The organism is Micromonospora chalcea, assembly GCF_002926165.1.
GTDB lineage: Bacteria > Actinomycetota > Actinomycetes > Mycobacteriales > Micromonosporaceae > Micromonospora > Micromonospora chalcea.
The window spans coordinates 82,715-105,041 of record NZ_MAGP01000075.1 but is presented as its reverse complement, the minus strand read 5'-3'; the positions used below and the strand labels follow the sequence as shown (position 1 = coordinate 105,041).

23 protein-coding genes are annotated in these 22,327 nt (G+C 75.3%); 10 read left to right on the top strand and 13 right to left on the bottom strand.

The window, feature by feature from the left end:
- Positions 1 to 184 precede the first annotated feature (184 nt).
- Positions 185 to 1,423, bottom strand: a complete 1,239-nt coding sequence (locus tag BAW75_RS08115) for a hypothetical protein (protein ID WP_244206039.1) — start codon at positions 1,421 to 1,423, stop codon at positions 185 to 187.
- Between the two features lie 91 nt (positions 1,424 to 1,514).
- On the opposite strand from BAW75_RS08115, the gene BAW75_RS08110 reads away from it, so the two are divergent.
- Positions 1,515 to 1,991 carry a molybdenum cofactor biosysynthesis protein gene (locus BAW75_RS08110; RefSeq protein ID WP_104113148.1) on the top strand — a complete coding sequence of 159 codons (477 nt, stop codon included), beginning with the start codon at positions 1,515 to 1,517 and terminating at the stop codon, positions 1,989 to 1,991.
- A 153-nt stretch (positions 1,992 to 2,144) separates the two neighbouring features.
- Entirely contained in the window at positions 2,145 to 2,711 is a 567-nt protein-coding gene (locus BAW75_RS08105; protein ID WP_043324268.1) for a sigma-70 family RNA polymerase sigma factor, read from the top strand.
- Between the two features lie 52 nt (positions 2,712 to 2,763).
- On the opposite strand, the gene BAW75_RS08100 is transcribed toward BAW75_RS08105, so the two are convergent.
- Complete coding sequence (locus BAW75_RS08100) at positions 2,764 to 3,501, bottom strand: zf-HC2 domain-containing protein (RefSeq protein ID WP_043324265.1); 738 nt, start codon at positions 3,499 to 3,501, stop codon at positions 2,764 to 2,766.
- Between the two features lie 49 nt (positions 3,502 to 3,550).
- Positions 3,551 to 5,377: a glycoside hydrolase family 15 protein gene (locus BAW75_RS08095; protein ID WP_208635206.1), complete on the bottom strand. Its 1,827-nt coding sequence runs from the start codon at positions 5,375 to 5,377 to the stop codon at positions 3,551 to 3,553.
- 52 nt (positions 5,378 to 5,429) lie between these two features.
- On the opposite strand from BAW75_RS08095, the gene BAW75_RS08090 reads away from it, so the two are divergent.
- The 3 genes from BAW75_RS08090 to BAW75_RS08080 are packed head-to-tail and all read left to right on the top strand — an operon-like array spanning position 5,430 to position 8,140.
- Positions 5,430 to 6,632: a D-arabinono-1,4-lactone oxidase gene (locus BAW75_RS08090; protein WP_104113147.1), complete on the top strand. Its 1,203-nt coding sequence runs from the start codon at positions 5,430 to 5,432 to the stop codon at positions 6,630 to 6,632.
- A complete protein-coding gene (locus tag BAW75_RS08085) occupies positions 6,629 to 7,006 on the top strand; it encodes a sensory rhodopsin transducer (RefSeq protein WP_104113146.1) in 378 nt (125 codons plus the stop codon). The genes BAW75_RS08090 and BAW75_RS08085 overlap by 4 nt, the downstream gene beginning before the upstream one ends.
- Before the next feature lie 33 nt (positions 7,007 to 7,039).
- Positions 7,040 to 8,140, top strand: a complete 1,101-nt coding sequence (locus BAW75_RS08080) for an FUSC family protein (protein ID WP_104113145.1) — start codon at positions 7,040 to 7,042, stop codon at positions 8,138 to 8,140.
- Positions 8,141 to 8,149: 9 nt separating this feature from the next.
- Here BAW75_RS08080 and BAW75_RS08075 read toward each other — a convergent pair whose 3' ends face one another.
- A complete protein-coding gene (locus BAW75_RS08075; RefSeq protein WP_104113144.1) occupies positions 8,150 to 9,550 on the bottom strand; it encodes an acyl-CoA synthetase in 1,401 nt (466 codons plus the stop codon).
- 113 nt (positions 9,551 to 9,663) lie between these two features.
- Between BAW75_RS08075 and BAW75_RS08070 the strand changes: the two genes are divergently transcribed.
- Positions 9,664 to 10,791: a CaiB/BaiF CoA transferase family protein gene (locus BAW75_RS08070; protein ID WP_104113143.1), complete on the top strand. Its 1,128-nt coding sequence runs from the start codon at positions 9,664 to 9,666 to the stop codon at positions 10,789 to 10,791.
- Positions 10,792 to 10,807: 16 nt separating this feature from the next.
- Here BAW75_RS08070 and BAW75_RS08065 read toward each other — a convergent pair whose 3' ends face one another.
- The gene (locus BAW75_RS08065) at positions 10,808 to 11,224 is read right to left on the bottom strand and encodes an ASCH domain-containing protein (protein ID WP_104113142.1); all 417 of its coding nucleotides are present in this window, start codon (positions 11,222 to 11,224) and stop codon (positions 10,808 to 10,810) included.
- A 67-nt stretch (positions 11,225 to 11,291) separates the two neighbouring features.
- Positions 11,292 to 12,170 carry an alpha/beta hydrolase family protein gene (locus BAW75_RS08060; RefSeq protein WP_104113141.1) on the bottom strand — a complete coding sequence of 293 codons (879 nt, stop codon included), beginning with the start codon at positions 12,168 to 12,170 and terminating at the stop codon, positions 11,292 to 11,294.
- Positions 12,171 to 12,278: 108 nt separating this feature from the next.
- Here BAW75_RS08060 and BAW75_RS08055 point away from each other — a divergent pair, with 108 nt between their 5' ends.
- Positions 12,279 to 12,815 carry a GNAT family N-acetyltransferase gene (locus BAW75_RS08055; RefSeq protein ID WP_064446059.1) on the top strand — a complete coding sequence of 179 codons (537 nt, stop codon included), beginning with the start codon at positions 12,279 to 12,281 and terminating at the stop codon, positions 12,813 to 12,815.
- 1 nt (position 12,816) lies between these two features.
- Here BAW75_RS08055 and BAW75_RS08050 read toward each other — a convergent pair whose 3' ends face one another.
- Positions 12,817 to 13,227 (bottom strand): MmcQ/YjbR family DNA-binding protein, encoded by a 411-nt coding sequence (locus BAW75_RS08050; RefSeq protein WP_104113140.1) that lies wholly within the window; start codon positions 13,225 to 13,227, stop codon positions 12,817 to 12,819.
- Positions 13,228 to 13,389: 162 nt separating this feature from the next.
- Between BAW75_RS08050 and BAW75_RS08045 the strand changes: the two genes are divergently transcribed.
- Genes BAW75_RS08045 through BAW75_RS08035 form a run of 3 tightly spaced genes read left to right on the top strand, consistent with a single transcriptional unit; the run spans position 13,390 to position 16,796 of the window.
- On the top strand, positions 13,390 to 14,505 hold the full coding sequence (locus BAW75_RS08045) for a WD40/YVTN/BNR-like repeat-containing protein (protein ID WP_104113139.1): 1,116 nt from the start codon (positions 13,390 to 13,392) through the stop codon (positions 14,503 to 14,505).
- Entirely contained in the window at positions 14,502 to 14,798 is a 297-nt protein-coding gene (locus BAW75_RS08040; RefSeq protein WP_104113138.1) for a MoaD/ThiS family protein, read from the top strand. The genes BAW75_RS08045 and BAW75_RS08040 overlap by 4 nt, the downstream gene beginning before the upstream one ends.
- A gap of 48 nt (positions 14,799 to 14,846) precedes the next feature.
- Positions 14,847 to 16,796: a beta-propeller domain-containing protein gene (locus tag BAW75_RS08035; protein WP_244206038.1), complete on the top strand. Its 1,950-nt coding sequence runs from the start codon at positions 14,847 to 14,849 to the stop codon at positions 16,794 to 16,796.
- A 50-nt stretch (positions 16,797 to 16,846) separates the two neighbouring features.
- Here BAW75_RS08035 and BAW75_RS08030 read toward each other — a convergent pair whose 3' ends face one another.
- From BAW75_RS08030 to BAW75_RS08005, 6 genes are all read right to left on the bottom strand, one after another.
- Positions 16,847 to 17,461, bottom strand: a complete 615-nt coding sequence (locus BAW75_RS08030) for a hypothetical protein (RefSeq protein ID WP_104113136.1) — start codon at positions 17,459 to 17,461, stop codon at positions 16,847 to 16,849.
- On the bottom strand, positions 17,458 to 18,813 hold the full coding sequence (locus BAW75_RS08025; RefSeq protein ID WP_104113135.1) for a hypothetical protein: 1,356 nt from the start codon (positions 18,811 to 18,813) through the stop codon (positions 17,458 to 17,460). The genes BAW75_RS08030 and BAW75_RS08025 overlap by 4 nt, the downstream gene beginning before the upstream one ends.
- Complete coding sequence (locus BAW75_RS08020) at positions 18,813 to 19,607, bottom strand: ATP-binding cassette domain-containing protein (protein WP_104113134.1); 795 nt, start codon at positions 19,605 to 19,607, stop codon at positions 18,813 to 18,815. Before BAW75_RS08020 ends, BAW75_RS08025 begins: the two co-directional genes overlap by 1 nt.
- A gap of 73 nt (positions 19,608 to 19,680) precedes the next feature.
- The gene (locus BAW75_RS08015; protein ID WP_104113133.1) at positions 19,681 to 20,493 is read right to left on the bottom strand and encodes a cupin domain-containing protein; all 813 of its coding nucleotides are present in this window, start codon (positions 20,491 to 20,493) and stop codon (positions 19,681 to 19,683) included.
- Positions 20,490 to 21,074, bottom strand: coding sequence for an RNA polymerase sigma factor (locus BAW75_RS08010; RefSeq protein ID WP_104113132.1), 585 nt, complete (start codon positions 21,072 to 21,074; stop codon positions 20,490 to 20,492). Before BAW75_RS08010 ends, BAW75_RS08015 begins: the two co-directional genes overlap by 4 nt.
- 64 nt (positions 21,075 to 21,138) lie before the next feature.
- Positions 21,139 to 22,305, bottom strand: coding sequence for an SGNH/GDSL hydrolase family protein (locus BAW75_RS08005; protein ID WP_104113131.1), 1,167 nt, complete (start codon positions 22,303 to 22,305; stop codon positions 21,139 to 21,141).
- Positions 22,306 to 22,327 lie beyond the last annotated feature (22 nt).

Sequence of the window (22,327 nt, the reverse complement as noted above, 5' to 3'; positions counted from 1 at the left end):
GTCCCGCCCTCGCGGTCACCCCGCCTCACCCTCGCCGTCGATCTTGCACTTCCGGCCCGCCTAAAGCGGGATTAATCCGGCATCTGCGGGGCGCGAAGTGCAAGATCGACGGCGAGGGTGAGGCGGGGTGACCGCGAGGGCGGGACGGCGGGGAAGTGGGAGAGCGGCGAGCGTGGGGACGGGGTCAGGGGAGGGTTGCGTCTTGCCGGGCTGTTGCGCCGGAACCGACGGCCAGGCCGAGGTGCAGGCCCACCAGGTCCAGGATGCTCGGCTCGGCGGATGCGGCGGACGGGCTCGGCTCGGTTGTCGGATCGGGCTCGCCGGTCGGAACCGGATCAGCCGTCGGGCTCACGCTCGGCGCCGGCGTCGCCGGACCGGCGGCGGGTGGGCCGGACGGTTCGACGATCACGGGCGTACGGCCGCTCACGCGCGTCGACGGGGATCCGGCGGCAGGTGGCGCGGTGGTGGGGACCCGATCACCCGAACCGGCGGCCGGAGGCCGCGGCGCGGGCCGGGGCGGCCGGGACGTGGGGGGAGACGACGGGTTGACCGGGGTCGCCACGTGCGGCACTGACGAAACGGCCGGTGGGGGTGCGGTCGCCGGGTGCGTCGCGGTTCGGGCTGCCGGGTCGGTCTGCCCGGCGGTCGCGGTCCAGGTGCCGGCGGAGGTGACGCCCAGCAGTACGGCCATCGCTGCGACGCCCGCCGCGGCCAGCCGCTGGGGGAGCGCCCGTTCGGCGGGGGCGTCCCACGGCCCGAGTGGCCGGGGTGGGCGGGGCCGGGCGGCCCGGTGGGCGGACCACAGCGCCTCGACGTCCTCCACCACCGCGGTGCGCGTACCGGTGGCGTCGGCGTGGGCCAGGGTGAGGTAGAACCGGGCGTTCGCCGCGCCCGGCGCCGGTACGCGCAGGCCCGCCGGTATGCCGTTGGCGTCGTGCAGCAGGGTGACCGGACGGCCGGGGTGGTGCCCGAGTCCGCGCAGATTCCGCAGGGGCCACTCCCGGCCGACGCCGGGCCCGGTGAAAGCGACCCGCCGGTCGGTCACCACGGCGGCGCCGCTGGCGATCACGCGCAGCCCGGCCGGTAGCGGGCCCTCGGCCGGGTCGAGACATCCGGCGAGCGTGCCGTCCGGCACCGGCAGTCCGGGTAGGTGCCGGGCCGTGGCCTCGACGAGGTCGACGGTGGGCAGGATGCGGTAGACGACCTCACCGTCGTCCAGCGGCACCGGTAGCGCGGTGCCGGCCAGGACGCACCCGTGGAAGCCGGCCGCCTCGATCCGCAGCCGGTCGAGGTGCTCCGCGCGCCGCCGCCAGGCCCGCGCCGCCGTCTCGTACGCCTGGCGCCGGCGCTCGTTCTCGCGCCGCGCCCAGGCCAGCCGCCGCCGGGGATGAGCCCCGATCGCGTCGGGTCGCCTCGCCGTCACACCTGGTACAACGCCCTGCGTAAGCCGCGGATACGTGAGCGCGGCTATCGTCCGGTTTGGCGGTGGTATGCCCGCGATTACACTTCGGGGTATGCCGCGGATCGTCCAGTTGCTGGCCTCGCCCGTGCACCGGTACGTGGGCCGCCCCGCGGACGGGCCCGCCCCCGCGCCGCCCGGTGAACTGGTCGAGCGGGTGGAGGTGCGCGCCGGGCTCGGCATCGTCGGGGACCGCTACTTCGGCCGCCCGGCGCACCGCCGGGCGAGCGTCACGCTGATCGCGCGGGAGTCGCTGCCGCCCGGGGCGGACCTCACCCAGTTGCGGCGCAACGTGCTGACCGACGGCATCCCGGTGGACGAGCTGGTCGGCCGGGTGCTCACGCTCGACTCCGGCGACGGTCCGGTCCGCCTGCGGGTGCACCGGGCCGCGCCGCCGTGCGCCTGGCTCGACGTGGTGGTCGCGTCCGGCACCTGGAAGGCGCTGCGTCGCCGGGGCGGCGTGCGCTGCGCGCCGCTCACCGACGGCGTCCTGCGGGTCGGGCCGGTCACCGTCTCCGTCGACGACGACTGACCCGGTTCGGGAACTTTTCCCGCCCGCCGGCCGACCAACCGGAGGTCGCCGACAGTCAGGCCCGGTGGCAGGAGGGACGCCAGGGATGAACCGAGCGGGCAGCGGATCCGTACCGTCGGGCATGACGATGTCGGGCCCGCGGGCCGGCCGAGGATGAGCCCGGACGCCGACGACGAGCAGGTGACCGGGTGGGCCCGGAGCGCCGCCCGTGGTGACCGGCTGGCCGCTGCCGCGTTCGTCCGTGCCCTCCAGGCGCCGGTGTGGCGGTTCCTCGCCCACCTGGCCGGGCCGGCCGAGGCCGACGACCTGGCCCAGGAGACGTTCCTGCGCGCGCTGCGCAGCCTGCCCGGCTTCGCGGGCCGGTCGTCGGCGCGTACCTGGGTCTTCACCATCGCCCGCCGGGTCGCGGTGGACCACGTCCGGGCGGCGACCGCGCGGCCCCGCACGGCCGCCCTGGCGGACTGGCAGGCCGCCGCCGAGGCGGCCGGGGCGGTGACCCGCGGCGGGGACGACGGGGTGGTGTTGCGCGGGCTCATCGCGGCGCTCGCCCCGGACCGCCGGGAGGCGTTCGTGGCCACCCAGGTGCTGGGCCTGTCCTACGCCGAGGCCGCCGAGGTGTGCGGCTGCCCGGTCGGCACGATCCGGTCCCGGGTCGCCCGCGCCCGGGAGGACCTGGCCGCCGCCTGGTCCGGCGACGTCCGTGACCGCCGGGCCCGCTGACACCCGCGGGCCCCGGCCGTCCGGCGGTTCAGGCCCCGCGCGGCGCCGCGCGTCAGGCCGCGCGCCGGTTGCGGGCCTGGGCGGGGTACGGGCCCGGCTGCACCAGCCGCAGCGGCGCCGGCGCGGCCGGTTCCTCGGTGCGCAGCGCCCACCGCGATCCGCTCGACCGGCCCCGCCCGGGCGGCGTGTCGCCGGGGCGCCAGCCCGGCCGGGACAGCACCAGCATCACGGCCCAGCCGACCAGCAGGAAGCCGTGGCTGACCAGCCGGGTCATCGCGACCTGACCGGTGATCAGGTCGTTCACCGACAGCAGCACCAGCGTGGCGACGAACGCGCTGAGCATCGGCAGCAGGCCGGACGGCGTGGTCCGGCGTGCCGCCACGTAGAGGAACCCGGCGCCGACTGCTACGTTCCACGCCGCCGACTCGTGCCACAGGTGCTGGCCGGAGGTGTGGGCGTGTGCGACGACCGCCTCCCGGCCGATCTGGGCCAGGCCGAGCACGAGCTGCACCGCGCCGAGCAACCCGAGCGCCCCGCGTAGTCCGAGCGCGATCCGCTGGCGGCGGCTCGGCCGGGGCGGCGGCGCGGCGGCGAGCACCGCGTCGACCAGGTCGGGTACGCGCGGGGCGAGCTGCGTACGGGCCCGCCGGGTGACCGCCGCGGCCGAGTCGAACCAGCCCCGGCAGCCGGCGCAGCCGGTCAGGTGCGCCTCGGCCGCCTCGATCTCCGAGCGGGACGCCTCACCGTCCAGCTGTGCCGACAGGATTTCCCGCCACTGCTCACACGCCATACAGGGATAGTCGTCGGGAGGGGCGCGCTGGTTCCCGGCGGGGTGCCGGTCACGCCGCCGCGGCCGCTGACCGTTCCGCCCACGCGTGCAGCGCGTCCCGGTCGCCCGCCGAGTCCAGGTTCAGCGCAGCCTCGATCAGTGCCAGATGGGTGAACGCTTGCAGGAAGTTGCCCAGCGCCGTGCCGTCGGGCGCGCGTTCCTCCGGATGCAGGCCGAGCGGCCCGGCCCGGCCGGCCAGCCGGTCGAAGATGTCCCGCGCCTCGCCGTGCCGGCCGGCCAGTACCAGCGCCGAGACCAGCTCGAAGGAGCAGAGCAGGAACGCCCCCTCGGTGCCGGGCAGCCCGTCGTCGGCCCGGTAGCGCCGGATCAGGTCGGGCGCGACGGCGAGGTCGGCGCGGATCCGTTCGACGGTGGCGACCACCCGGGCGTCGTCGCCGGGCAGGAACCCGACGAGCGGCATCCGCAGCAGCGAGGCGTCCGGCTCGGTCCCGCCGTACGCCATGACGAAACTGCCGGCGCGCTCGTCGTACCCGCGGTCGAGCACCTCGGCGTGCAGCGCGTCACGTTCCCGGCGCCACCGGTCCACCGGCGCGGCGCCGTCGCCGAGCAGCCCGGCGAGGCGGATGCCCCGGTCCAGGCAGACCCAGGTCATCACCTTCGAGTAGACGTAGTGCCGGCACGGGCCGCGGATCTCCCACACCCCGTGGTCCGGTTCCCGCCAGCGCTCCGCCATGGTCTCGACGTGCCGCCGCAGCAGCGCCCACTGCGGGCCGGTCAGCTCGCCGGTGAGCAGCTGGTAGGCAAGCGCCGCGTCGAGGATGTGCCCGTACGTGTCGAACTGGATCTGGTTCGCCGCCTCGTTGCCGACCCGCACCGGCGCCGAGCCGGCGTAGCCGGACAGGTGCGGCAGCTCACGCTCCTCGGTGGCGTGGCCGTGGATGCCGACGAGCGGCGCGAGCGGATGCTGCCGCGCGCAGATGCCGAGCAGGAACCGCAGATAGCGGCGGCCCTCCTCGGCGTGGCCCAGGCGGAGCAGCGCGAGCAGCAGCAGCGCCGCGTCCCGGTGCCAGGTGAAGCGGTAGTCCCAGTTGCGGACCCCGCCGATCTCCTCGGGCAGCGATGTGGTCGGGGCGGCCAGCAGCGCGCCGGTCTCGTCGTAGGACAGGCCGCGCAGCACCAGGGCGCTGTGCCGGACCGCCCCGGCCGCGAAGCCCGTGTAGTCGCCGCGCGCCGACCACGCCCGCCAGCTGTCGGCGGTCCGCTCGGTCAGCTCCTCGGCGTCGGCGAGGGCGGGCACCGGGTCGGCGTACCCGAGAAGCAGCGTCGCGTCCTGCCCGGCGCGCAGCTCCGCCTCGGCGACGAGCGTGCCGTCCTCGACGGTGACCGGCAGGTCGGTGCGCAGCCGCAGCGGCGTGCCGTCGGCGTGCCAGCCGTTACCGTCGCGCCGCCAGCGCACCGGGCGTGCCCCGTACCCGGGCCGGGGCGTCAGCTCGGCGCGGACCCGCAGCACACCGTCGGTGATTCGCAGCCGGCGCACCAGCGCCCGCTCGGCGTGGATCGGCCGGTCGGCGGCGCCGGGCCGGACCGCGAGCAGGTCCTCGCCGGCCGCCGCGCCGGACGGGGCGGCCCAGTCGTTCTCCAGCACCAGCGTGTCCGGCCGGTAGCGGCGCCGCGGCGCCGGGCAGCCGGCGACGGTGAGCGTGAACCGGCCGCCGGTGTCCCGGTCGAGCAGCCGGGCCGCGACCGCGTCGCCCGCCGCGTCCGGTACGCAGAACCACTCGACCGCCCCGTCCGGTGCGACGAGCGCCGTGGTGTGCGTGTCGGACAGGAACGCGTACGCGTCGATCGGCGGGAACGACAGCGGCGGCTCGGACACGGCGGTGACTACCCGGCGCGGGCACGGGTAAGCGGGCCGGGGAGGGGCCGCTGTGACACGCGAGTTCGTGAACTGGTCCGGCAGTCTCCGCTTTACACCGGCGGACCGGGCCGAGCCGGCCGACGAGGCCGAGGTGTGCGACCTGGTGCGCCGTGCCCGGGCCACGCGCGCGACCGTCCGGCCGGTCGGCTCGGGGCACTCGTCCAGCCCGCTGGTGCGTACCGACGGGATCCTGCTGAGCCTGGACCGGATGGCCGGGGTGATCTCCGACGACGGGCGGGTCGCGACCGCGTGGGCCGGCACGAAGCTGCGGGCGCTGGGCGAAGGGCTCTACGACGCCGGGCTGGCCATGGACAACCTGGGCGACGTCGACTACCAGTCGATCGCTGGGGCGACCGCCACCGGCACCCACGGCACCGGCATCGGATTTGGGAACCTGAGCACCCAGGTCACCGGCGTGCGCCTGGTCACCGGCACCGGCGACGTGCTGGACGTCGACGCGCGGCGCAACCCGGAGCTGCTGCCGGCGGTGCGCCTCTCCCTCGGCGCGCTCGGCGTGGTCACCCAGGTCACGCTCGACGTGCAGCCGACCTACCAACTGCACCGCCGCTCCTGGTGCGCGCACCTGGACTGGACCCTGGACCACCTCGCCGTGCTGCAGCACACCAACCGCAACATGGACTTCTACTGGTACCCGCGCAGCGACCAGACGCAGATCCGGGTGATCAACCGCACCGACACGGACGCCGCGCCGGACCGGGCACAGCCCCGGCTGCCGGACGGCGAGCCGCGGCAGAGCCAGGTCGGGCCCACCCACCGCACCATTCCCCGGCACCGGGAGCTGCGCTTCGAGGAGATCGAGTACATGCTGCCGTCGGAGGCGTTCCCGGCCTGCTTCGCCGAGGTGCGCCGCCGGGTGCCCGCCGGGCACCGCCGGGTGGCCGCCTGGCGGGTCCTGGTCCGCACCATCGCCGCCGACGACATCTGGCTCAGCAACGCCTACGGCCGCCCCACCACCACGATCGCCTGCCTGCAGAACACCTCGCTGCCGTACGACGAGTACTTCCGGGACATGGAGGCGGTGTTCCGGCACTACGGCGGACGCCCGCACTGGGGCAAGAAGCACTGGCTCGGCGCGCGGGAGCTGCGTCCCCTCTATCCCCGCTGGGACGACTTCCAGGCGGTGCGCCGCCGGCTCGACCCGGACGGGGTGTTCCTCACCCCGGACCTGGCCCGGCTGCTGGAGGAGTCGTGAGCGCGCCGGTCGGCGCCCGGGTCTGGGTGGTGCCGGGCGGGCACGTGCCGTTCCCCGCGCACGGCCCGGAACCGGCGTTCACCGCCTTCGACCAGCTCTGCGTGCTCAACGCCACCGACGAGGACGCCGAGCTGGAGCTGGACTTCTACTACCAGGACGCCGAACCGGTCGGACCGTACCGGCTACTGGTTGGCGCCCGCCGGATCCGGCACGTACGGGTGAACGACCTGATCGACCCGGAGGCGGTGCGGCTGGACCGCCCGTACGGCTGCGTGCTGCGTTCCCCGGTCCCGGTGGTGGTGCAGTTCCTGCGCCAGGACACCCGGCTGCCCGGAGTGGTGGCGCTGACCGGCACGATGGCGTACCCGGGGTGAGGTTCGGGCGGGCGACCGCGGGTACCCGGGCGCATGCGGGATGCCGTCGACCGGGTGCGCGACGTCGGGCGGTCCAGCCGCCGGAGGCTGCGGACGTACTTCCTGGTGGCGGTCCAGGCCGGCCTGGCCGCCGCGCTGGCCTGGACGGTGGCCCGCGAGGTGCTCGGCAACCCCGACCCGACGTTCGCGCCGGCCGCGGCGGTGAGCGTCATCGCCGCCTCGCTCGGCAACCGCACCCGGCGCACCGTGGAACTGGTGGTCGGTGTCGTCCTCGGCATCGTCGTCGGCGACCTGCTGATCCATCTCTTCGGCACCGGCCCGTGGCAGACCGGCGTGATCGTGTTCCTGGCGGTCTCCGCGGCGGTGCTCGTCCGGGGCACCGGCGCGCTCGTCACCCAGGCCGGCGGTACGGCGGTGCTGGTCGCCACGCTGACCCCGGTGTCGCCCGACCTGGAGCTGCCCCGGACCGTCAACGCGCTCGTCGGCGGCGTGGTCGGCCTGCTCGTGGTGCTGGTGATCGCGCCGCTGAACCCGCTGCGCGCGGTCCGCCGCGTCGCCGATCCGGCGCTCGACACGTTCGCGTGCCAGATGACCGCGTCGGCGGAGGCCCTGGCACACGCCGACGTGCGGGCGGCCGACGAGGTGCTGGCCCGGATGCGCGCCGCCGAGACGGAACTGGACCGGATCGACGAGATGGTCACCGCCGCCGACGAGGTGGTCCGGTTCTCCCCGGTGCGCTGGCGGCGACGGCGGGCCCTGGCCGCGTACCGGCACGGCGCCGAGCACCTGGACCGGGCGTTCCGCAACAGCCGGGGCATGGTGCGCCGGATCGGCACCGCGCTGCGGGACCGGGAGCCGGTGCCGCCGCACCTGCCCGCCGCGCTGGAGCACTTCAGCGCGGCGATCCGGCTGCTGCACCGGGCGTTCCTGGCCGCCGAGGAGCCGGTCGCCGCCCGGGAGCGGGTGCTGCGCGCGGTCCGCGACGCGGGCGAGGCGTGCCGGCAGGACATCGGCTTCTCCGGCACCATCGTGGTCTCGCAGTTGCGGACGGTCGCCAACGACCTGCTGCGTGCCACAGGCGTGCCGGCGGACGAGGCCCGCCGTCAGGTCCGCCGCGCGGCAGCGGCCCGCTGAGAGGGCCACTCACGCCTCGGTCAGCAGGGTCTTCTGCACCTTGCCCATCGCGTTGCGGGGCAGCGCGCCGACCAGCCGCACCTGCCGGGGACGCTTGTGCGCGGACAGGTGCCGCGCCACGAAGTCGATCAGCTCGGCCTCGGCCACGCCGTCGCCGACCACGTACGCGGTCACCTGCTGCCCCAGGTCGGGGTGGGGCGTGCCGACCACCGCCGCCTCCCGCACACCCGGGTGGGCCAGCAGCTCGTCCTCCACCTCGCCGGCCCCGATCCGGTACCCGCCGCTCTTGATCAGGTCGGTGGCGGCCCGGCCGACGATGCGGTGGACGCCGTCCGGGTCGACCGTGGCGACGTCGCCGGTGCGGAACCAGCCGTCGGCGGTGCGACCGGCTGCGTCGGCGTCCGGCCGGTTCAGGTAACCGTCGAACAGCGTGCCGCCGCGTACCTGCAGCTCACCCATGGCCGCGCCGTCCGCCGGCAGCGGGTCGCCGTGCTCGTCCCGCACCCGCGTGTGCACGCCGGGCAGCGGCACACCCACGGTGCCGGGCCGCCGGGGACCGTCCGCGCGGGCGCTCACCGTCACGAGCGTCTCGGTCATGCCGTACCGCTCCAGCGGCCGGTGCCCGGTCAGCCCGGCCAGCGCCGCGAAGACCGGATCGGGCAGCGCCGCGCTGCCGGACACGAGCAGCCGGGCGCCGCGCAGCGCCCGCGCCGCCGCGGGTTGCGCCGCGATCCGCGACCAGATCGTGGGTACGCCGAAGTACAGCGAGCCGCCCGCCGCCGCGTACCGCTCGGGGTGGGGACGGCCGACGTGGCGCAGGCGGCTGCCGACGCGCAGCGGGCCGAGCACGCCCAGCACCAGCCCGTGCACGTGGAACAGCGGCAGCCCGTGGACCAGCACGTCGTCCGGCGTCCACGCCCAGGCGTCGGCGAGCCCGTCCAGGCAGGCGGCGACCGCGCGGCGGGACAGCATCGCGCCCTTGGGCGCGCCGGTGGTGCCGCTGGTGTAGAGGATCAGCGCGGTGGCCGCCGGGTCGGGCTCGGGATGGCTGGTGTCCGAGCGCCGAGCCAGGTCCAGCGGCACGAGCGGCGGCGAATGGGCTTCCCGTGTGCCCGGCGCCGCCAGCAGCACCTCCGCGCCGGAGTCGCGCAGGATGTGGTCGCGTTCCATCGGCCCGGCGTCGGGCGGCACCGGCACCACCGCCGCGCCGGCGAGCAGCCCGCCGACCACGCCGATCACCGTCTCCAGGCTCGCCGTCGCGGGCACCGCCACCCGGGCCGCGCCGCGCAGGTCGTCGGCGACCGCGGTGGCCGCCCGGCGCAGCTCCACCCAGGACAGCGAGCGGTCCTGCACCCGGATCGCGCCCGGGCGCTCGTCGGTGGCTTCGGCGAGCCGGCTGAGCAGCGGCACGGGCAACCCCTTTCCCGGTACGTCCCCGAGGCGACCGTAGCCGGACGGGCCACCCCGGCCGGCTGGGCCGTCAGGAATGTGTCATCGTGGTCGGCGGCGAGAGAGGGGTCGGCATGTCGGGTCCGTTGCACGGGGTGCTGGTCGCCGACTTCTCCCGCATCCTCGCCGGACCGTACGCGACGATGCTCCTGGCGGACCTCGGCGCGGACGTGGTCAAGGTGGAGTCACCGGGCGGCGACGACACCCGCGGCTGGCGGCCCCCGGTCCGCGACGACGTCTCCACCTACTACCTGGCGGTCAACCGCAACAAGCGCTCACTGGTGCTCGACCTGACCGACCCCGGCGACCTGACGCTGGCGCACCGGCTGGCCGACCGGGCCGACGTGCTGATCCAGAACTTCCGGCCGGGCGCGCTGCGCCGCGTCGGCCTCGACCACGACACGGTCACCGCCCGCAACGCCCGCCTGGTGTACGCCTCGATCAGCGGTTTCGGCGCTGCCGGGGGCGCCGACCTGCCCGGGTACGACCTGATGGTGCAGGCCGCCGCCGGGTTGATGAGCCTCACCGGGGACGCGGACGGCCCGCCCTACAAGGCCGGTGTCGCGGTGTTCGACGTGATCGCCGGGCTGCACGCGGCGGTCGGGATCCTGGCCGCGCTGCGGCACCGCGAGGAGACCGGGCGCGGGCAGCACGTCACGGTGGACCTGCTCTCGTCGGCGCTGTCCGGGCTGGTCAACCACACCAGCGCGCACGTGGCCGGGGCCGCGCAGCCGCACCGGATGGGCAACGCGCACCCGAGCATCGTGCCGTACGAGCCGCTGCCCACCGCCGACGGCGAACTGGTGGTGATCGCCGGCAACGACGGGCAGTTCCGTACCCTCTGCCGGGTGCTGGGCGTGCCGGAGCTGGCCGGCGACGCGCGGTTCCGGCGCAACGCCGACCGCGTCGCGCACCGCGACGAGCTGCGGCCGCTGCTGGTGGCGGCGCTGTCCCAGCGCGGCAGCGCGGAGTGGTTCGGCGAACTGCGCGCGGCGGGCGTGCCGTGCAGCCCGATCAACTCGGTGGCCGAGGGGGTGGCGCTGGCGCAGAGGCTGGGCCTGGAGCCGGTGGCGACGACCGGCGGCGTGCCGGGGATCCGCAACCCGATCGGCCTGTCCGGCACCCCGCCGCGCTACGAGCTGCCGCCCCCGGAGCTGGACGAGCACGGTGCGGCGCTGCGCGCCTGGCTCGCCGCCGAGTGAGCCACGCGGGCCGCCGTCAGAGCGTCTCGACCAGGCGGAAGCGTTCCAGCACGGCCATGGTGTCGTCGTCGACGGTGAACGTGGGGTCGCCGAGCCAGCCGCGGTAGTCCTCGCCGTGCCAGAACCGCTCGTGGCCGGCCCGCCAGGCGGCGACCGACTCGTAGCCCTCGCCCTCGTCCCGCGCGTGGTCGAGATCGACGTCGCCGAGGCGGGCGACGCGGACCTCGACCAGCTCGATCACCGCCACCGGCCGGCTGTCGGAGTCGATGACCGCCGAGCGGCTGCCGACGGCCGGCAGCGGCTCGCCGTCGATCTCGTAGTCCTGGACCAGCGCGGTAGTGGTGGTCTTGCTCCCGTCGAGCACCGCGGCGACGAGCTGGTCGCGCAGCGGGCCGGGGAAGGCGAACTCGAACGTGGGCAGCGCGGCATCCATGCCCGGCAGGCTAGCCGTCGGCGGCGGCGCGGCGCGCGGAGAATTGGAGGCGGAACCGGCAGCCCGCTCAGCCGGCCGGCGGCAGCAGGCGGTCCAGCCAGCCCAACAGCACCCGCTCGTACTGCGGGCTGACACTGTCCAGGTCCTCACCCTCGCCGAGCGTGGGCGCGTGGTCGCAGCCCGCCAGCCGGGCCACCGTCAGCTCGGCGTCGCGGGCCGCCCGCCGCCACACCGCGAGGCTGTCCTCGATCGGGATCCAGGCGTCCGTCTCGCCCCAGCAGAGCAGCACCGGGCAGGTCAGCCGCGCCAGCACCGGCGCCGGGTCGTAGTCCATGTCGGTCCACGTGCCGGGCGTGGCGGGCAGTTCCTCGGGCAGGGACGCCAGTGGGAACCAGGGGTGGCGCACGGCGACGTCCAGCTCCGCCTGCGCCACCGCGCGTGGCACGTCGCCGCGCAGGTAGTCCTCGGCGAGCGCGCGCAGCCGGGTCAGCTCAACCACGTCGGCCGGCCCGTACCCGTGCCGGCGCAACTGCTCAGCGGTGCCGTAGCGCATCTGCCTCGCGGGGCTCACCCCGCTGCAACCGACCAGGACCAGGAAGTCAACCGGGTGCCGGGTGGCGGTCAGCGCCGCCGCCCACGCGCCCTGGCTGAACCCCCACAACCCGACCGGGACCGCCCCGACGTGCCGGCGCAGCTCGGTGAGCGCGGCGGAGGCGTCGTCGGCCTGGTCGGCCAGCGGCACGTCGTGCCCGTCGACGCGGGGGCGGCGGTCGTAGCGCAGCACCGCGATCCCGGCCCTGGGCAGCAGCCGGGCCAGGTGCGCGTACAGGAAATGGGAACGCTGCCCGGCGTGCGAGCCGTGCAGCACCACCAGGCCTCCCCGTACCGGCGCGGCCGGCAGGTCGAGGACCGCGGGCAGGCCCGCCGTGCCGATCGTCGTCTCCATGCCGGGCAGTGAACCACCAGCCGTCCCGCCCCGTGGTCCCGGCCGCCGCCCGCAACGCCCGCGTGCGTACGCTGACCAGGTACGCAGCCGCGACCGTGGAGAACCGCCATGACCAGCCCCGCATCCCGTACCGTCCGGGTCGCCCGCCCCGGCGACGTGGCCGCCCTCGTCGACCTGATCGAGTCGGCGTACCGGGGTGAGCGCAGCCGGCAGGGCTGGACCCACGAGGCGGACCTGCTGGCCGGGCAGCGCACCGACCCGGACATGGTCGCCTCGGCGGTCACCGCCCCGGACGGCGTGGTGCTGGTCGCCGAGCAGGACGGTGACCTGCTCGCCTGCTGCCAGCTGGAACGCCGCGACGACCACGTCTACTTCGGGATGTTCGCGGTGGCCCCCGGCCGGCAGGGCGGCGGCCTGGGCCGGGAGCTGCTGGCCGAGGCCGAGCGGTACGCGACGCAGCAGTGGCACGCCGGTGAGATGCGGATGACCGTGATCGTCCAGCGCGACGACCTGATCGCCTGGTACGAGCGGCGCGGCTACGTCCGCACCGGCGAGCTGAGCCCGTTCCCGTACGGCGACGAGCGCTTCGGCGTGCCGCTGCGGCCGGACCTGGCGTTCGAGACGCTGCGCAAGAAGCTCGGCTGACTCAACCGGGCCGGTCGACCAGCGCCACGAGCTTCTTCGGGGCCAGCACGCAGTAGCTCTCGGTGAGCAGCTCGGCGACCTCGGTCCAGTCCGTGTCCGCGTCGAGTCGCAGGCCGACCACGTCGGCGGCCCAGTCCGGCTTGAAGAAGTGCGGCCCGGCCGCGGGCTGCCCGGCGATCTCGTCGCCGGGGGAGCGGAACGTCATCACGCAGACCGGCTCGTCGGTCGCCGCCGCCCGCGCGTACGCGGCCTGGTGGCCGGGGTCGACGGTGAGCACGTGGGCGAACGTGCGGCCGCGCACCCGCCACCGCACACCCACCCAGGCCGGCTCCTCGTAGGCGTCGGGCAGGCCGAGGCAGACCGGGCGCAGGCGGTCGAGGTGCTCGGGCGGAACGTCTCCGGGACCGGTCATGCCCGCACGCTAGCCGCAGCCCCCGACATTCCCGCCGTACCGGCGTGGCGCCCGGCCGCCGCGCGTCCGGCGGAGAAATGTCAAGCCTGGGAGTACCACGACGATGAGTTTCGGCGAGGCCCGCGGTCAGTGCAGGGAAGACACCTGGATGGAGGACGAGACATGAGCGGCGTACGGGTACTTGTCGGCACGCGCAAGGGCGCGTTCATTCTGACGTCGGACGGCAAGCGCGACGACTGGACCGTCGACGGACCGCACTTCGGCGGATGGGAGATCTACCACCTCACAGGTTCACCCGTCGAACCGGACCGGCTCTACGCGTCCCAGTCCGGCGGCTGGTTCGGGCAGCTGATCCAGCGTTCGGACGACGGCGGCCGGAACTGGACGACAGTCGGCAACGACTTCGCCTACAGCGGCGAGGTCGGGCAGCACCTCTGGTACGACGGCACCCCGCGCCCGTGGGAGTTCAAGCGGATCTGGCACCTGGAGCCGTCCCGCCACGACCCCGACACCGTGTACGCGGGCGGTGAGGACGCCGCGCTCTACCTGTCCACCGACGGCGGCCAGAAGTGGTCCGAGCTGACCGCGCTGCGGCAGCATCCGACCGGCCCGTCCTGGCAGCCCGGTGCGGGCGGGATGTGCCTGCACACGATCATCCTCGACGCGGCCGACCGGGACCGGATCTACGTCGCGATCTCGGCGGCGGGCGCGTTCCGCAGCGACGACGGCGGCGCGAGCTGGCTGCCGATCAACAAGGGACTTCGTTCCGGCGAGATCCCGGACACCGACTCCGAGGTGGGGCACTGCGTGCACCGCCTCGCCCAGCACCCGTCCCGGCCGGACACGCTGTTCATGCAGAAGCACTGGGACGTCATGCGCACCGACGACGCCGGCGGCAACTGGCGGGAGATCAGCGGCGACCTGCCGACGGACTTCGGCTTCCCGATCGCGGTGCACGCGCACGAGCCGGAGACGGTCTACGTGGTGCCGATCACCAGCGACTCGCTGCACTACCCGCCGGAGGGCAAGCTGCGCGTCTACCGCAGCCGTACCGGCGGTGAGCACTGGGAGCCGCTGACCGAAGGGCTGCCGCAGTCGCACTGCTACGTCAACGTGCTGCGCGACGCGATGGCCGTCGACACGCTCGACCCCTGCGGGATCTACTTCGGCACCACCGGCGGTCAGGTCTACCACTCGGCCGACGGCGGCGACACCTGGGCGCCGATCGTGCGGGACCTGCCGGGCGTGCTCTCGGTCGAGGTCCAGGTGCTGCCGTGATCCGGGTGGTGTTACCGGCGCACCTGAAGAACCTGGCGCACGTCACCGGCGAGGTACGCGTCGAGGTGGCCGGGCCGCCCACCCAGCGGGAGGTGCTCGACGCGCTGGAGGCCGCGTACCCGATGCAGCTCGGCACGATCCGCGACCGGCACAGCGGGAAGCGCCGGCCGTTCGTCCGCTTCTACGCCTGCGAGCTGGACCTGTCGAACGAGTCGCCGGACGAGCCGCTGCCCGAGGAGGTCGTCAAGGGCAAGGAGCCGTTCATCGTGCTCGGCGCGATGGCCGGCGGCTGAGCGCGTTCGGCCGGGAACCGTGCTCGCCGCGGCCACGTCTGACGGCCCATGACCTTTCGCAGATTCCGGACGATCGGATGGACGATGGCCGCCGCGCTGGCCCTCGGTGGCTGCACCGCGTCACCCTCGGCCGATCCGCCGCCCACCGGCCGGCCCGTTCCGGCCGGTGGGTTGCGGCTCGTCGCGTTCGACTCCTGCGACGAGGCGCTACGGCAGATCCGGGCGGCCGCTCGGGCGGCGGTGGGACCGTGGGGTCTCGGGCCGGGCCGCGACCTGCTCCGGTTCGGCGCGGAGGCCGGGGCCGACAGCGGCGCCCAGAAGGCGGCCGGGCCGGCGTCCACTCCGGACTTCTCCGGGACGAACGTACACGAGGCCGGCGTGGACGAGCCGGACCTGGTCAAGACCGACGGCCGGCGCATCGTCACGTACGGCCGGGGCGTGCTGACGGTCGTCGACCCGGCGACCCGCCGGCAGACCGGCCGGCTGGCGCTCGATCCGGCCGCCGACCGGTTCTCCGGGCAGGAGGGCAGCCTGCTGCTGCACGGGGACCGCGCGCTCGTGCTGCTGCGCGCCGGAAGGGTCCCCGAGTCCACGGTGCCCGGTCGGCGTCCCGCACCCGGCGTGGTCGGGCAGGCCCGGATGGTCCTGGTCGACCTCGCCGCAGCGCCGCGCGTCGTCGGCGAGTACCGGATCGACGGCCGGATGGTCGACGCACGGCAGGTCGGCGCGACCGCCCGCATCGTGATCAGTTCCGGTCACCGGCTCGAGTTTCCGCAGCAGCCGGGGGAGCGTACCGACGCGCAGCGGATCGCCGCGAACCGCGGGGTCATCGACAAGGCCACGCTCGACGACTGGCTGCCCCGGTACGAGATCCGCGACGGCGTCCGCACTGTCGGCAGCGGTCGGGTCGGCTGCGACCGGGTGAGCCGGCCGGCCGGCTTCTCCGCCGCCTCGACGCTCACCGTGCTCAGCTTCGACCTGGGCGCGCCCGCGCTCGGCACCGGCAACCCGGTCACCGTGTTCGCGGACGGCGACACGGTGTACAGCAACGGTCAACGCCTCTACGTCGCCGCCGACCAGCGCTGGCGGACGTGGCGCGTCGCGTCACCGGAGGCGCGCGACGTCAGCACCGAGATCTACCAGTTCGACACCGCCGCGGGCACGCCGCGCTTCGTCGCCGCCGGGTCGGTGCCCGGCTGGCTGATCAACCAGTACGCGCTGTCCGAGTGGGACGGTCACCTGCGGGTCGCCACCACCACCGGCGACACGTGGAGGCGGGAGAGGTCCTCCCAGTCCGGCGTCTACGTGCTGCGCGCCGACGGGGCCACGCTGAAGCGGGTCGGCGCGGTCACCGGCCTCGGCAAGGGCGAGCGGATCTTCGCGGTGCGGTTCGTCGGCGGCACCGGATACGTGGTCACGTTCCGGCAGACCGACCCGCTGTACGGCGTGGACCTGCGCGACCCGGCCGCGCCCCGGGTGACCGGCGAGCTGAAGATCAACGGGTATTCGGCGTACCTGCACCCGGCCGGCGACGGGCGCCTGATCGGCGTCGGCCAGGACGCCACTGACGAGGGGCAGGTGACCGGCACCCAGGTGTCGCTGTTCGACGTCGCCGACCCGGCCCGGCCCACCCGGATCGCCCAGCACCACGTCGCCCGTGGCTGGTCGGAGGCGGAGCACGACCCGCACGCGTTCCTCTACTGGCCGCCGGAGCGGCTGGTGGTGATCCCGGTGATGCAGTCGGGCGTGGACACCGATGGGCCCGACGGCACGAAGCGCCCGCCGTTCGGTGGTGTGCTGGCGTTGCGGCTCGGCGACAAGGGATTCACAGTGGCCGGCGCGGTGGACCATCCGGGGAGCCTGGCCGACGGCGGCGAGCGGACGCCGATCCGCCGCTCGCTGATGATCGACGGCGTGCTCTGGACGCTCTCCGACGCCGGTCTCAAGGCGACCGCCCTGGCCGGCATGACCACCCTGGCCTGGGTGCCGCTGACCTGACATCGGCCGGGCCTCGCCGCGCGCGTGGGCGCGCGACGAGGCCCGGCACGTCACTGTTCCAGCGCCGCCTCGGCCGCCGCGACCTGCGGGCCGACCCGCAGCGCGTACGCGACGACGCCGCCGAGGAGGAACGTCGTGGCGGTGACCGCGGCGATCCGGTTGCCCGGCTCCTGCGCCATCCACAGCGCCGCCTGCCGCCATTCCGGCCCGCCCGGCGCGGCCATGAAGGACGCCATGGCGGCCCAGGCGGTCGGCGCCTGCCAGGCGGCCCGGGCGCCGGCCAGCGCCGCGCCGAGGCCGACCAGCCCGATCAGCCCGGCCGTGTTGCGGGCCAGCACGTCCAGCGGCCCGAAGTCGGCGCCGAGAACGCGGGCGGCGGCCAGCAGTCCGACCACCGCCGCGGCGTACCCGAGCAGGTGCCCGGCCCGGCGCGGCGCCCACTGCCACGCGGCGGTGCGCTCCAGCGCCGGATCGGTGCCGGCGAGCGTCGGCCCGAGCGGCGCGACCGCCAGCGCGGTGGTGAGCACGGCGAGGCCGGCGGGCACCGCGGGGCGGTCGGTGAAGCCGGACCAGGCGACGGCCATCACGGCGACCGCGATAGCGGATCCGGCCAGGGCGGCGGGTAGCCGGCGGGACCGCACGTACAGCGGCAGCCAGCGGGTCACGGCGCGGCCCGTCCGGTGAGCGCCGGCATCAGGTCCGGCTCGCACCGCGTGGCTGCGTCCCGCAGCGCGGTGATGCGCCGCAGCTGCTCCGGCTCGGGCAGCGCGCGCAGTTGCCGCACCCCGTCCCGGATCTCCTCCTGCTTCTCGTCGGCGTACCGGTAGCCGGTCCAGGAGTCCCACAGCCGCACGGTCTCGACGTCGAGCAGCCAGGCCGCGGCGATCGCCGGGGCGATGTCGTCGCCGCTGCGCCCGCAGCCGTACCACATGGTGCCGCCCCCCAGGGCGATGCGCTCGGCCACGTCGGCGGCCCGGCCGGTCTGCGGGTCGACCTCCAGGAGGAACTGCACGGTGCCGGGTGCCGGCTTGGGCCGGTGCCACTGCTCGCTGTCGTTGCTGCCGACGGTGTCCAGCCGCACTTCCACCGCGCGGGCCGGCGCGTCCGGCAGCTTTGCCAGCGCCTTGAGCCCTCGGCGGGCCTCGGGAGTGATCTCGGGCAGCAGGTGCGCGTTGACGGCGGTGACGCACACCTGCGGCGTGCCGTCGGCGCAGACGAAGCGGCGTGCGTCCGGATCGAGCTGCCAGATCCCGGTCGGGCCGGGCACGCCGATCAGCAGGAGACCCGCCACGCCCCCGGCGAGGCTCGCGAGCGCCCCGGCCCGGACCGGCCACGACCGGCCCGCCGCCAGCAGCAGCCCGGCGAGGACCAGCCCGACGCCCAGCGCGAGGCGGCTGAGCAGCAGCCGGTCGGACAGCGTCTCCCACGGCGTGTCCGGCGGCCAGGAGATCATCAGGGAGGCGTTCGACAGCCGGCTGGTGCTGCCCGGACCGCCGAGCATGGCGGTGCCCTCCTGCGCGACCAGGCCGGCGGCGGCCAGCAGCGGCGGCAGCAGCGGCGAGGACCACAGCCGGCCGACGGCCACCCCCACCCAGGCCGCGCCCACCAGCACCAGCACGTCGGTCAGGGGCCCGGCGAGTCCGCGTACGCCGAGGTAGGCGCCGTCGAAGGCGACCACCGCGCCGGCGCCGGCGAGCACGAGCAGGTGCGCGGCCGCGACGGCGACGCCGAGCGCGGTCATCGCGGGCAGCGCGCGCTGCCAGCGGGGCCGGCCGGTGCTGTTCATCAGCTCGTCGGCGCGGGTACGCCGGTCCCGGCGGCCCAGTACCGCGCCGCCGGCCAGCGACAGGGGCATCAGGAGGAACATGCCGGAGGAGTGGACGTAGCCCAACCGCAGCCACTGTCCCTGCCAGAAGCTGTACATGCTGGCGGCGCCGAGGATCCCGATGATCAGGAGCAGGACCGCCACGGTCGGCGCGTTGGAGCGGCGCAGTTCGACGCGTACCTGTCGGATCATCAGGCGCTCCGGTGCTGCTGGAGAAGGTACGAGTAGCCGCGCTCGGCGGCGCTGTCGCCGACGCCGCCGGTCTCGCCGTGGCGGACCAGGTCGGCGGGCAGGCCCTGGAACACGCGGGTGCCCTGGTCCATCAGGATGACGTCGGAGCAGGCCGCCACCACGTCCTCCACCAGGTGGGTGGAGACCAGCACGCAGGCGTCCGCGCCGAGTTCGCGGATCAGCTCACGGAACTCGACCCGCTGTTCCGGGTCCAGGCCGACTGTCGGTTCGTCGAGCAGCAGCAGGTCCGGTTCGTTCACGATCGCCTGGGCGATGCCGGCCCGGCGCAGCATGCCGCCGGACAGCGACTTGAGCTTGGCGTCGGCCCGGTCGGTGAGGCGTACCCGGTCGATGGCCCGCTGGGTCGCGCCCGGCACCGCCGAGGCCGGCATCTCCCGCAGCCAGGCCACGTACTCGACGTACTCCCGGACGGTGAACCGGGGGTAGTAGCCGAACTGCTGCGGCAGGTAGCCGAGCCGGCGGCGCACCGGCCGCAGCTCGCGGGACGCGGTGGCGTCCGCGCCGGTCAGCCGGAGCACCCCGCCGTGTGGTTTGACCACTGTGGCGAGCGCGCGCATCAGCGTGCTCTTGCCGGCGCCGTTGGGGCCGAGCAGCCCGTGCACGCCGCTGCCCAGCGTCAGGCCGAGGTTGTCGACGGCCAGGTGCCGTCCGGCCTTCACCGACAGTCCCACCGCCTCGATCCGCCAGGCGTGCCGGGTCGGCGCCACCTCGTCGGCGCTCACTGCGCGTACCAATGTCGTCTCCTTCTCGGGGCAGGGTCGTCCGCGGCGCCGGCGGGCGCCGTGGCGTGGTTCCGGAGGGCCGGCGTCAGCCGGCCGCGCGCCGCAGGTGGTCGGCGCGCAGCACGGTCAGCGCGGTGAGCACGGCGGCGGCCGCCGCCCAGGCGGGCATGGTGGCGGGCCGGAGCAGGGCTTCGGTGACGGCGGCGGCGCGGGCCGCGTCGGCGTCGCCGGTGAACGACGCGGCCGCGACCGCGGTGAGCCAGCCGCCGCCGAGGACGGCGGCGGCCAGCGGCACGCCGACGCGGCTGCCGAGCAGCAGCGTCGCCGCGGTGAACGTCAGGCAGGGCAGCAGCCACAGCGCGGGGTTGCGGCCGACCGCCAGCCCGGCCACCGCGAGCACGGGCGCGACCAGGAGCAGAACCGCGAGGGTACGGCGCAGCAGCAGTTCCAGCCCGGCGCGGGCGGTGCCGGCGACCACCTCCCAGTTCGGGTTGGCGCGTCGGGACCAGGCCACCGCGAGCCCGGCCAGCGGCGCGACCGGCGCGAGCAGCAGCACCGTCGAGGGCTGCTCGGGGTAGTTGCGGTCCAGCAGCACCGCGGCGAGGATCGCCGTGCACGTCATCGCCGCCCAGGCCAGCAGCGACCAGTCGGTCCAGCGCAGCCACCACCGTCGCAGCGGTCGCCGGGGCACCGGTCGCGGCCCGGTGCGGGCCTGTGCCAGGATCGCCTCCCGGGCGTCGCCGAGCAGCGCCCGCAGCGGCGGCGCGGCCAGCTCGCCGAGCCGGTCGCGGCACTCGGCGCAGCCCTCCAGGTGCACCTCGATCGTCCAGGCGGCGGCGTCGTCGGGGCTGCCCGCCGCGTACGCGACCAGTGCCGGCGGGGGAACGTGAGCGGTCATGCCAGTGCCTCCCGTAGCGCGTTGCGGGCACGCCGCGCCCGGCTCTTCACTGTGCCCTCCGGCACCCCCAGCAGGACCGATGTCTCCCGGACGGTCAGTCCGTCCAGGACCATCGCGGCGAGCACCGCCCGCAGTTCCGGGGCCAGCGCGTCCAGCGCGGCTCCTACCTCCGAGCCGAACGACCCGGCGAGCGCCTCGTCCTCGGCGGCCGGCGCGCTGCGTACCGGAAGCACGTCGGTGGGCACCTCCTGGACGCGGGCGCGGCGGCGCAGCGCGTCGACCAGGCGCCGGGCCGCGATGGTCCAGATCCAGCCGGCGGCCGAACCGCCCGGCGCGTCCGATCCACCGGAGCGCCGGATGCCGGAGAACGAGCCGGCGGCCCGCCACACCGTCAGGTACGTGTCCTGGAGGACCTCGGCGACGATGCCGTCGTCCGCGCAGCGCCGCCGCAGCCGGATCGCGAGCCACGGCGACGTACGCCGGTACAGCTCGTCGAACGCGTCGAGGTCGCCGCGTGCGACCCGCCGCAGCAGCCGCTCCTCGTCCTGTTTGCTTCCTCCCACGCCTAGATGGTCGTTCACGGCCCCTCCGACGGATCACGGCGCGGCGTGACCTGGGTCACACCGCGCCGTGGGCGGGTGTCCGTCACTGCGCGGCGGCGAACGGTCCCTTCGGTCCGAACGCCAGCGCGGCGAACCGCCCGCCGATGCGGCGGTCGGCGGCCGGGTCGGGGTGCAGCTCGTCGGGCAGCGGCAGCTCGGCGTAGTCGGCCTCGCCGTACAGCTCCAGCCCGTCGAGGTAGTGCAGGTTCGGGTCCGCGCCGGCCCGGGACGCCACGATCCGGGCCAGCTCGGCGCGGATGACGCGCAGCGTGAGCCGGCCGGAAGCCACCTCGGCCGGGTCGCCGGTGGCCCGGAACCGCACCTTCCCGTCGACGAACTCGACAGCGCCCGGGCCGGGCGTGTCCTCCTGGATCGGGCACAGGATCGACGACACGACAAGCAGCGGCGTGTGCGGGTGGCCCTCCCGGATGGTGTCCAGGAAGCCGTGCACGGCCGGGCCGAACGCGCGCAGCCGCATCAGGTCGGCGTTCACCACGTTGATGCCGATCTTGACGCTGATCAGGTCGGCCGGGGTGTCGCGCATCGCGCGGGCGGTGAACGGATCGAGCAGCGCGCTGCCGCTGAACCCCAGGTTGACCAGCTCCACGCCGGCCAGCGTGGCGGCCACCGCCGGCCAGGTGCCGGTGGGGCTCTCCGCGTCCGAGCCGTGGCTGATCGAGCTGCCGTGGTGCAGCCACACCCGGCGGTCACCCGTGTCGACCGGCTCGACCGGCGCATCCGTGCGCAGCGCCACCAGCTCGGTGATCTCCCGCTGCGGCAGCCAGATCACCACCTCCTTGTCGGTGGCGGGCAGGTCGGTGAAGCGCACCGTGCCGACCGGCCCCGGCTCGATGTCGGACGTGCCGGTGGCCAGGTCGATGGTGAGCACCTTGCCGCCACCGGCGGTGGCCTGACCGGCGAGGCGGCCCTCCACGACCAGGTCGTAGCGGCCGTCGGGACGCGGCCCGGTGCCCCGGTAGACCATCTTCATCGGCAGCACGTCCAGCTCGACGGTGGTGGCGCGGGTGCGGAACACCAGCCGTACGCCCGAGGGCATCGCCTCCGCCGTCATGAGCTGCGGGTCGATGTTCTGCGCCCGGGCCCACGCGGGCAGCCGGTGCGGCAGCACCCCGTCGGAGGTCTGTTCCAGGTCGAGCGCGCCGCGCAGCAGGTCGGAGGTGATCGGAGTGGTGAGGTGCGGGGATGCCATGATCCCGATCCTGCCCCCGGAT

What these genes read in the sequence shown, in the direction of transcription:
- BAW75_RS08110 (WP_104113148.1), top strand. Translation starts at nt 1,515, where the DNA reads ATGCCGCGGATCGTCCAGTTGCTGGCCTCGCCCGTGCACCGGTACGTG.
- BAW75_RS08105 (WP_043324268.1), top strand. Translation starts at nt 2,145, where the DNA reads ATGAGCCCGGACGCCGACGACGAGCAGGTGACCGGGTGGGCCCGGAGC.
- BAW75_RS08100 (WP_043324265.1), bottom strand. Translation starts at nt 3,501, where the DNA reads ATGGCGTGTGAGCAGTGGCGGGAAATCCTGTCGGCACAGCTGGACGGT.
- BAW75_RS08080 (WP_104113145.1), top strand. Translation starts at nt 7,040, where the DNA reads ATGCGGGATGCCGTCGACCGGGTGCGCGACGTCGGGCGGTCCAGCCGC.
- BAW75_RS08070 (WP_104113143.1), top strand. Translation starts at nt 9,664, where the DNA reads ATGTCGGGTCCGTTGCACGGGGTGCTGGTCGCCGACTTCTCCCGCATC.
- BAW75_RS08065 (WP_104113142.1), bottom strand. Translation starts at nt 11,224, where the DNA reads ATGGATGCCGCGCTGCCCACGTTCGAGTTCGCCTTCCCCGGCCCGCTG.
- BAW75_RS08060 (WP_104113141.1), bottom strand. Translation starts at nt 12,170, where the DNA reads ATGGAGACGACGATCGGCACGGCGGGCCTGCCCGCGGTCCTCGACCTG.
- BAW75_RS08055 (WP_064446059.1), top strand. Translation starts at nt 12,279, where the DNA reads ATGACCAGCCCCGCATCCCGTACCGTCCGGGTCGCCCGCCCCGGCGAC.
- BAW75_RS08050 (WP_104113140.1), bottom strand. Translation starts at nt 13,227, where the DNA reads ATGACCGGTCCCGGAGACGTTCCGCCCGAGCACCTCGACCGCCTGCGC.
- BAW75_RS08045 (WP_104113139.1), top strand. Translation starts at nt 13,390, where the DNA reads ATGAGCGGCGTACGGGTACTTGTCGGCACGCGCAAGGGCGCGTTCATT.
- BAW75_RS08035 (WP_244206038.1), top strand. Translation starts at nt 14,847, where the DNA reads ATGACCTTTCGCAGATTCCGGACGATCGGATGGACGATGGCCGCCGCG.
- BAW75_RS08025 (WP_104113135.1), bottom strand. Translation starts at nt 18,813, where the DNA reads ATGATCCGACAGGTACGCGTCGAACTGCGCCGCTCCAACGCGCCGACC.
- BAW75_RS08015 (WP_104113133.1), bottom strand. Translation starts at nt 20,493, where the DNA reads ATGACCGCTCACGTTCCCCCGCCGGCACTGGTCGCGTACGCGGCGGGC.
- BAW75_RS08005 (WP_104113131.1), bottom strand. Translation starts at nt 22,305, where the DNA reads ATGGCATCCCCGCACCTCACCACTCCGATCACCTCCGACCTGCTGCGC.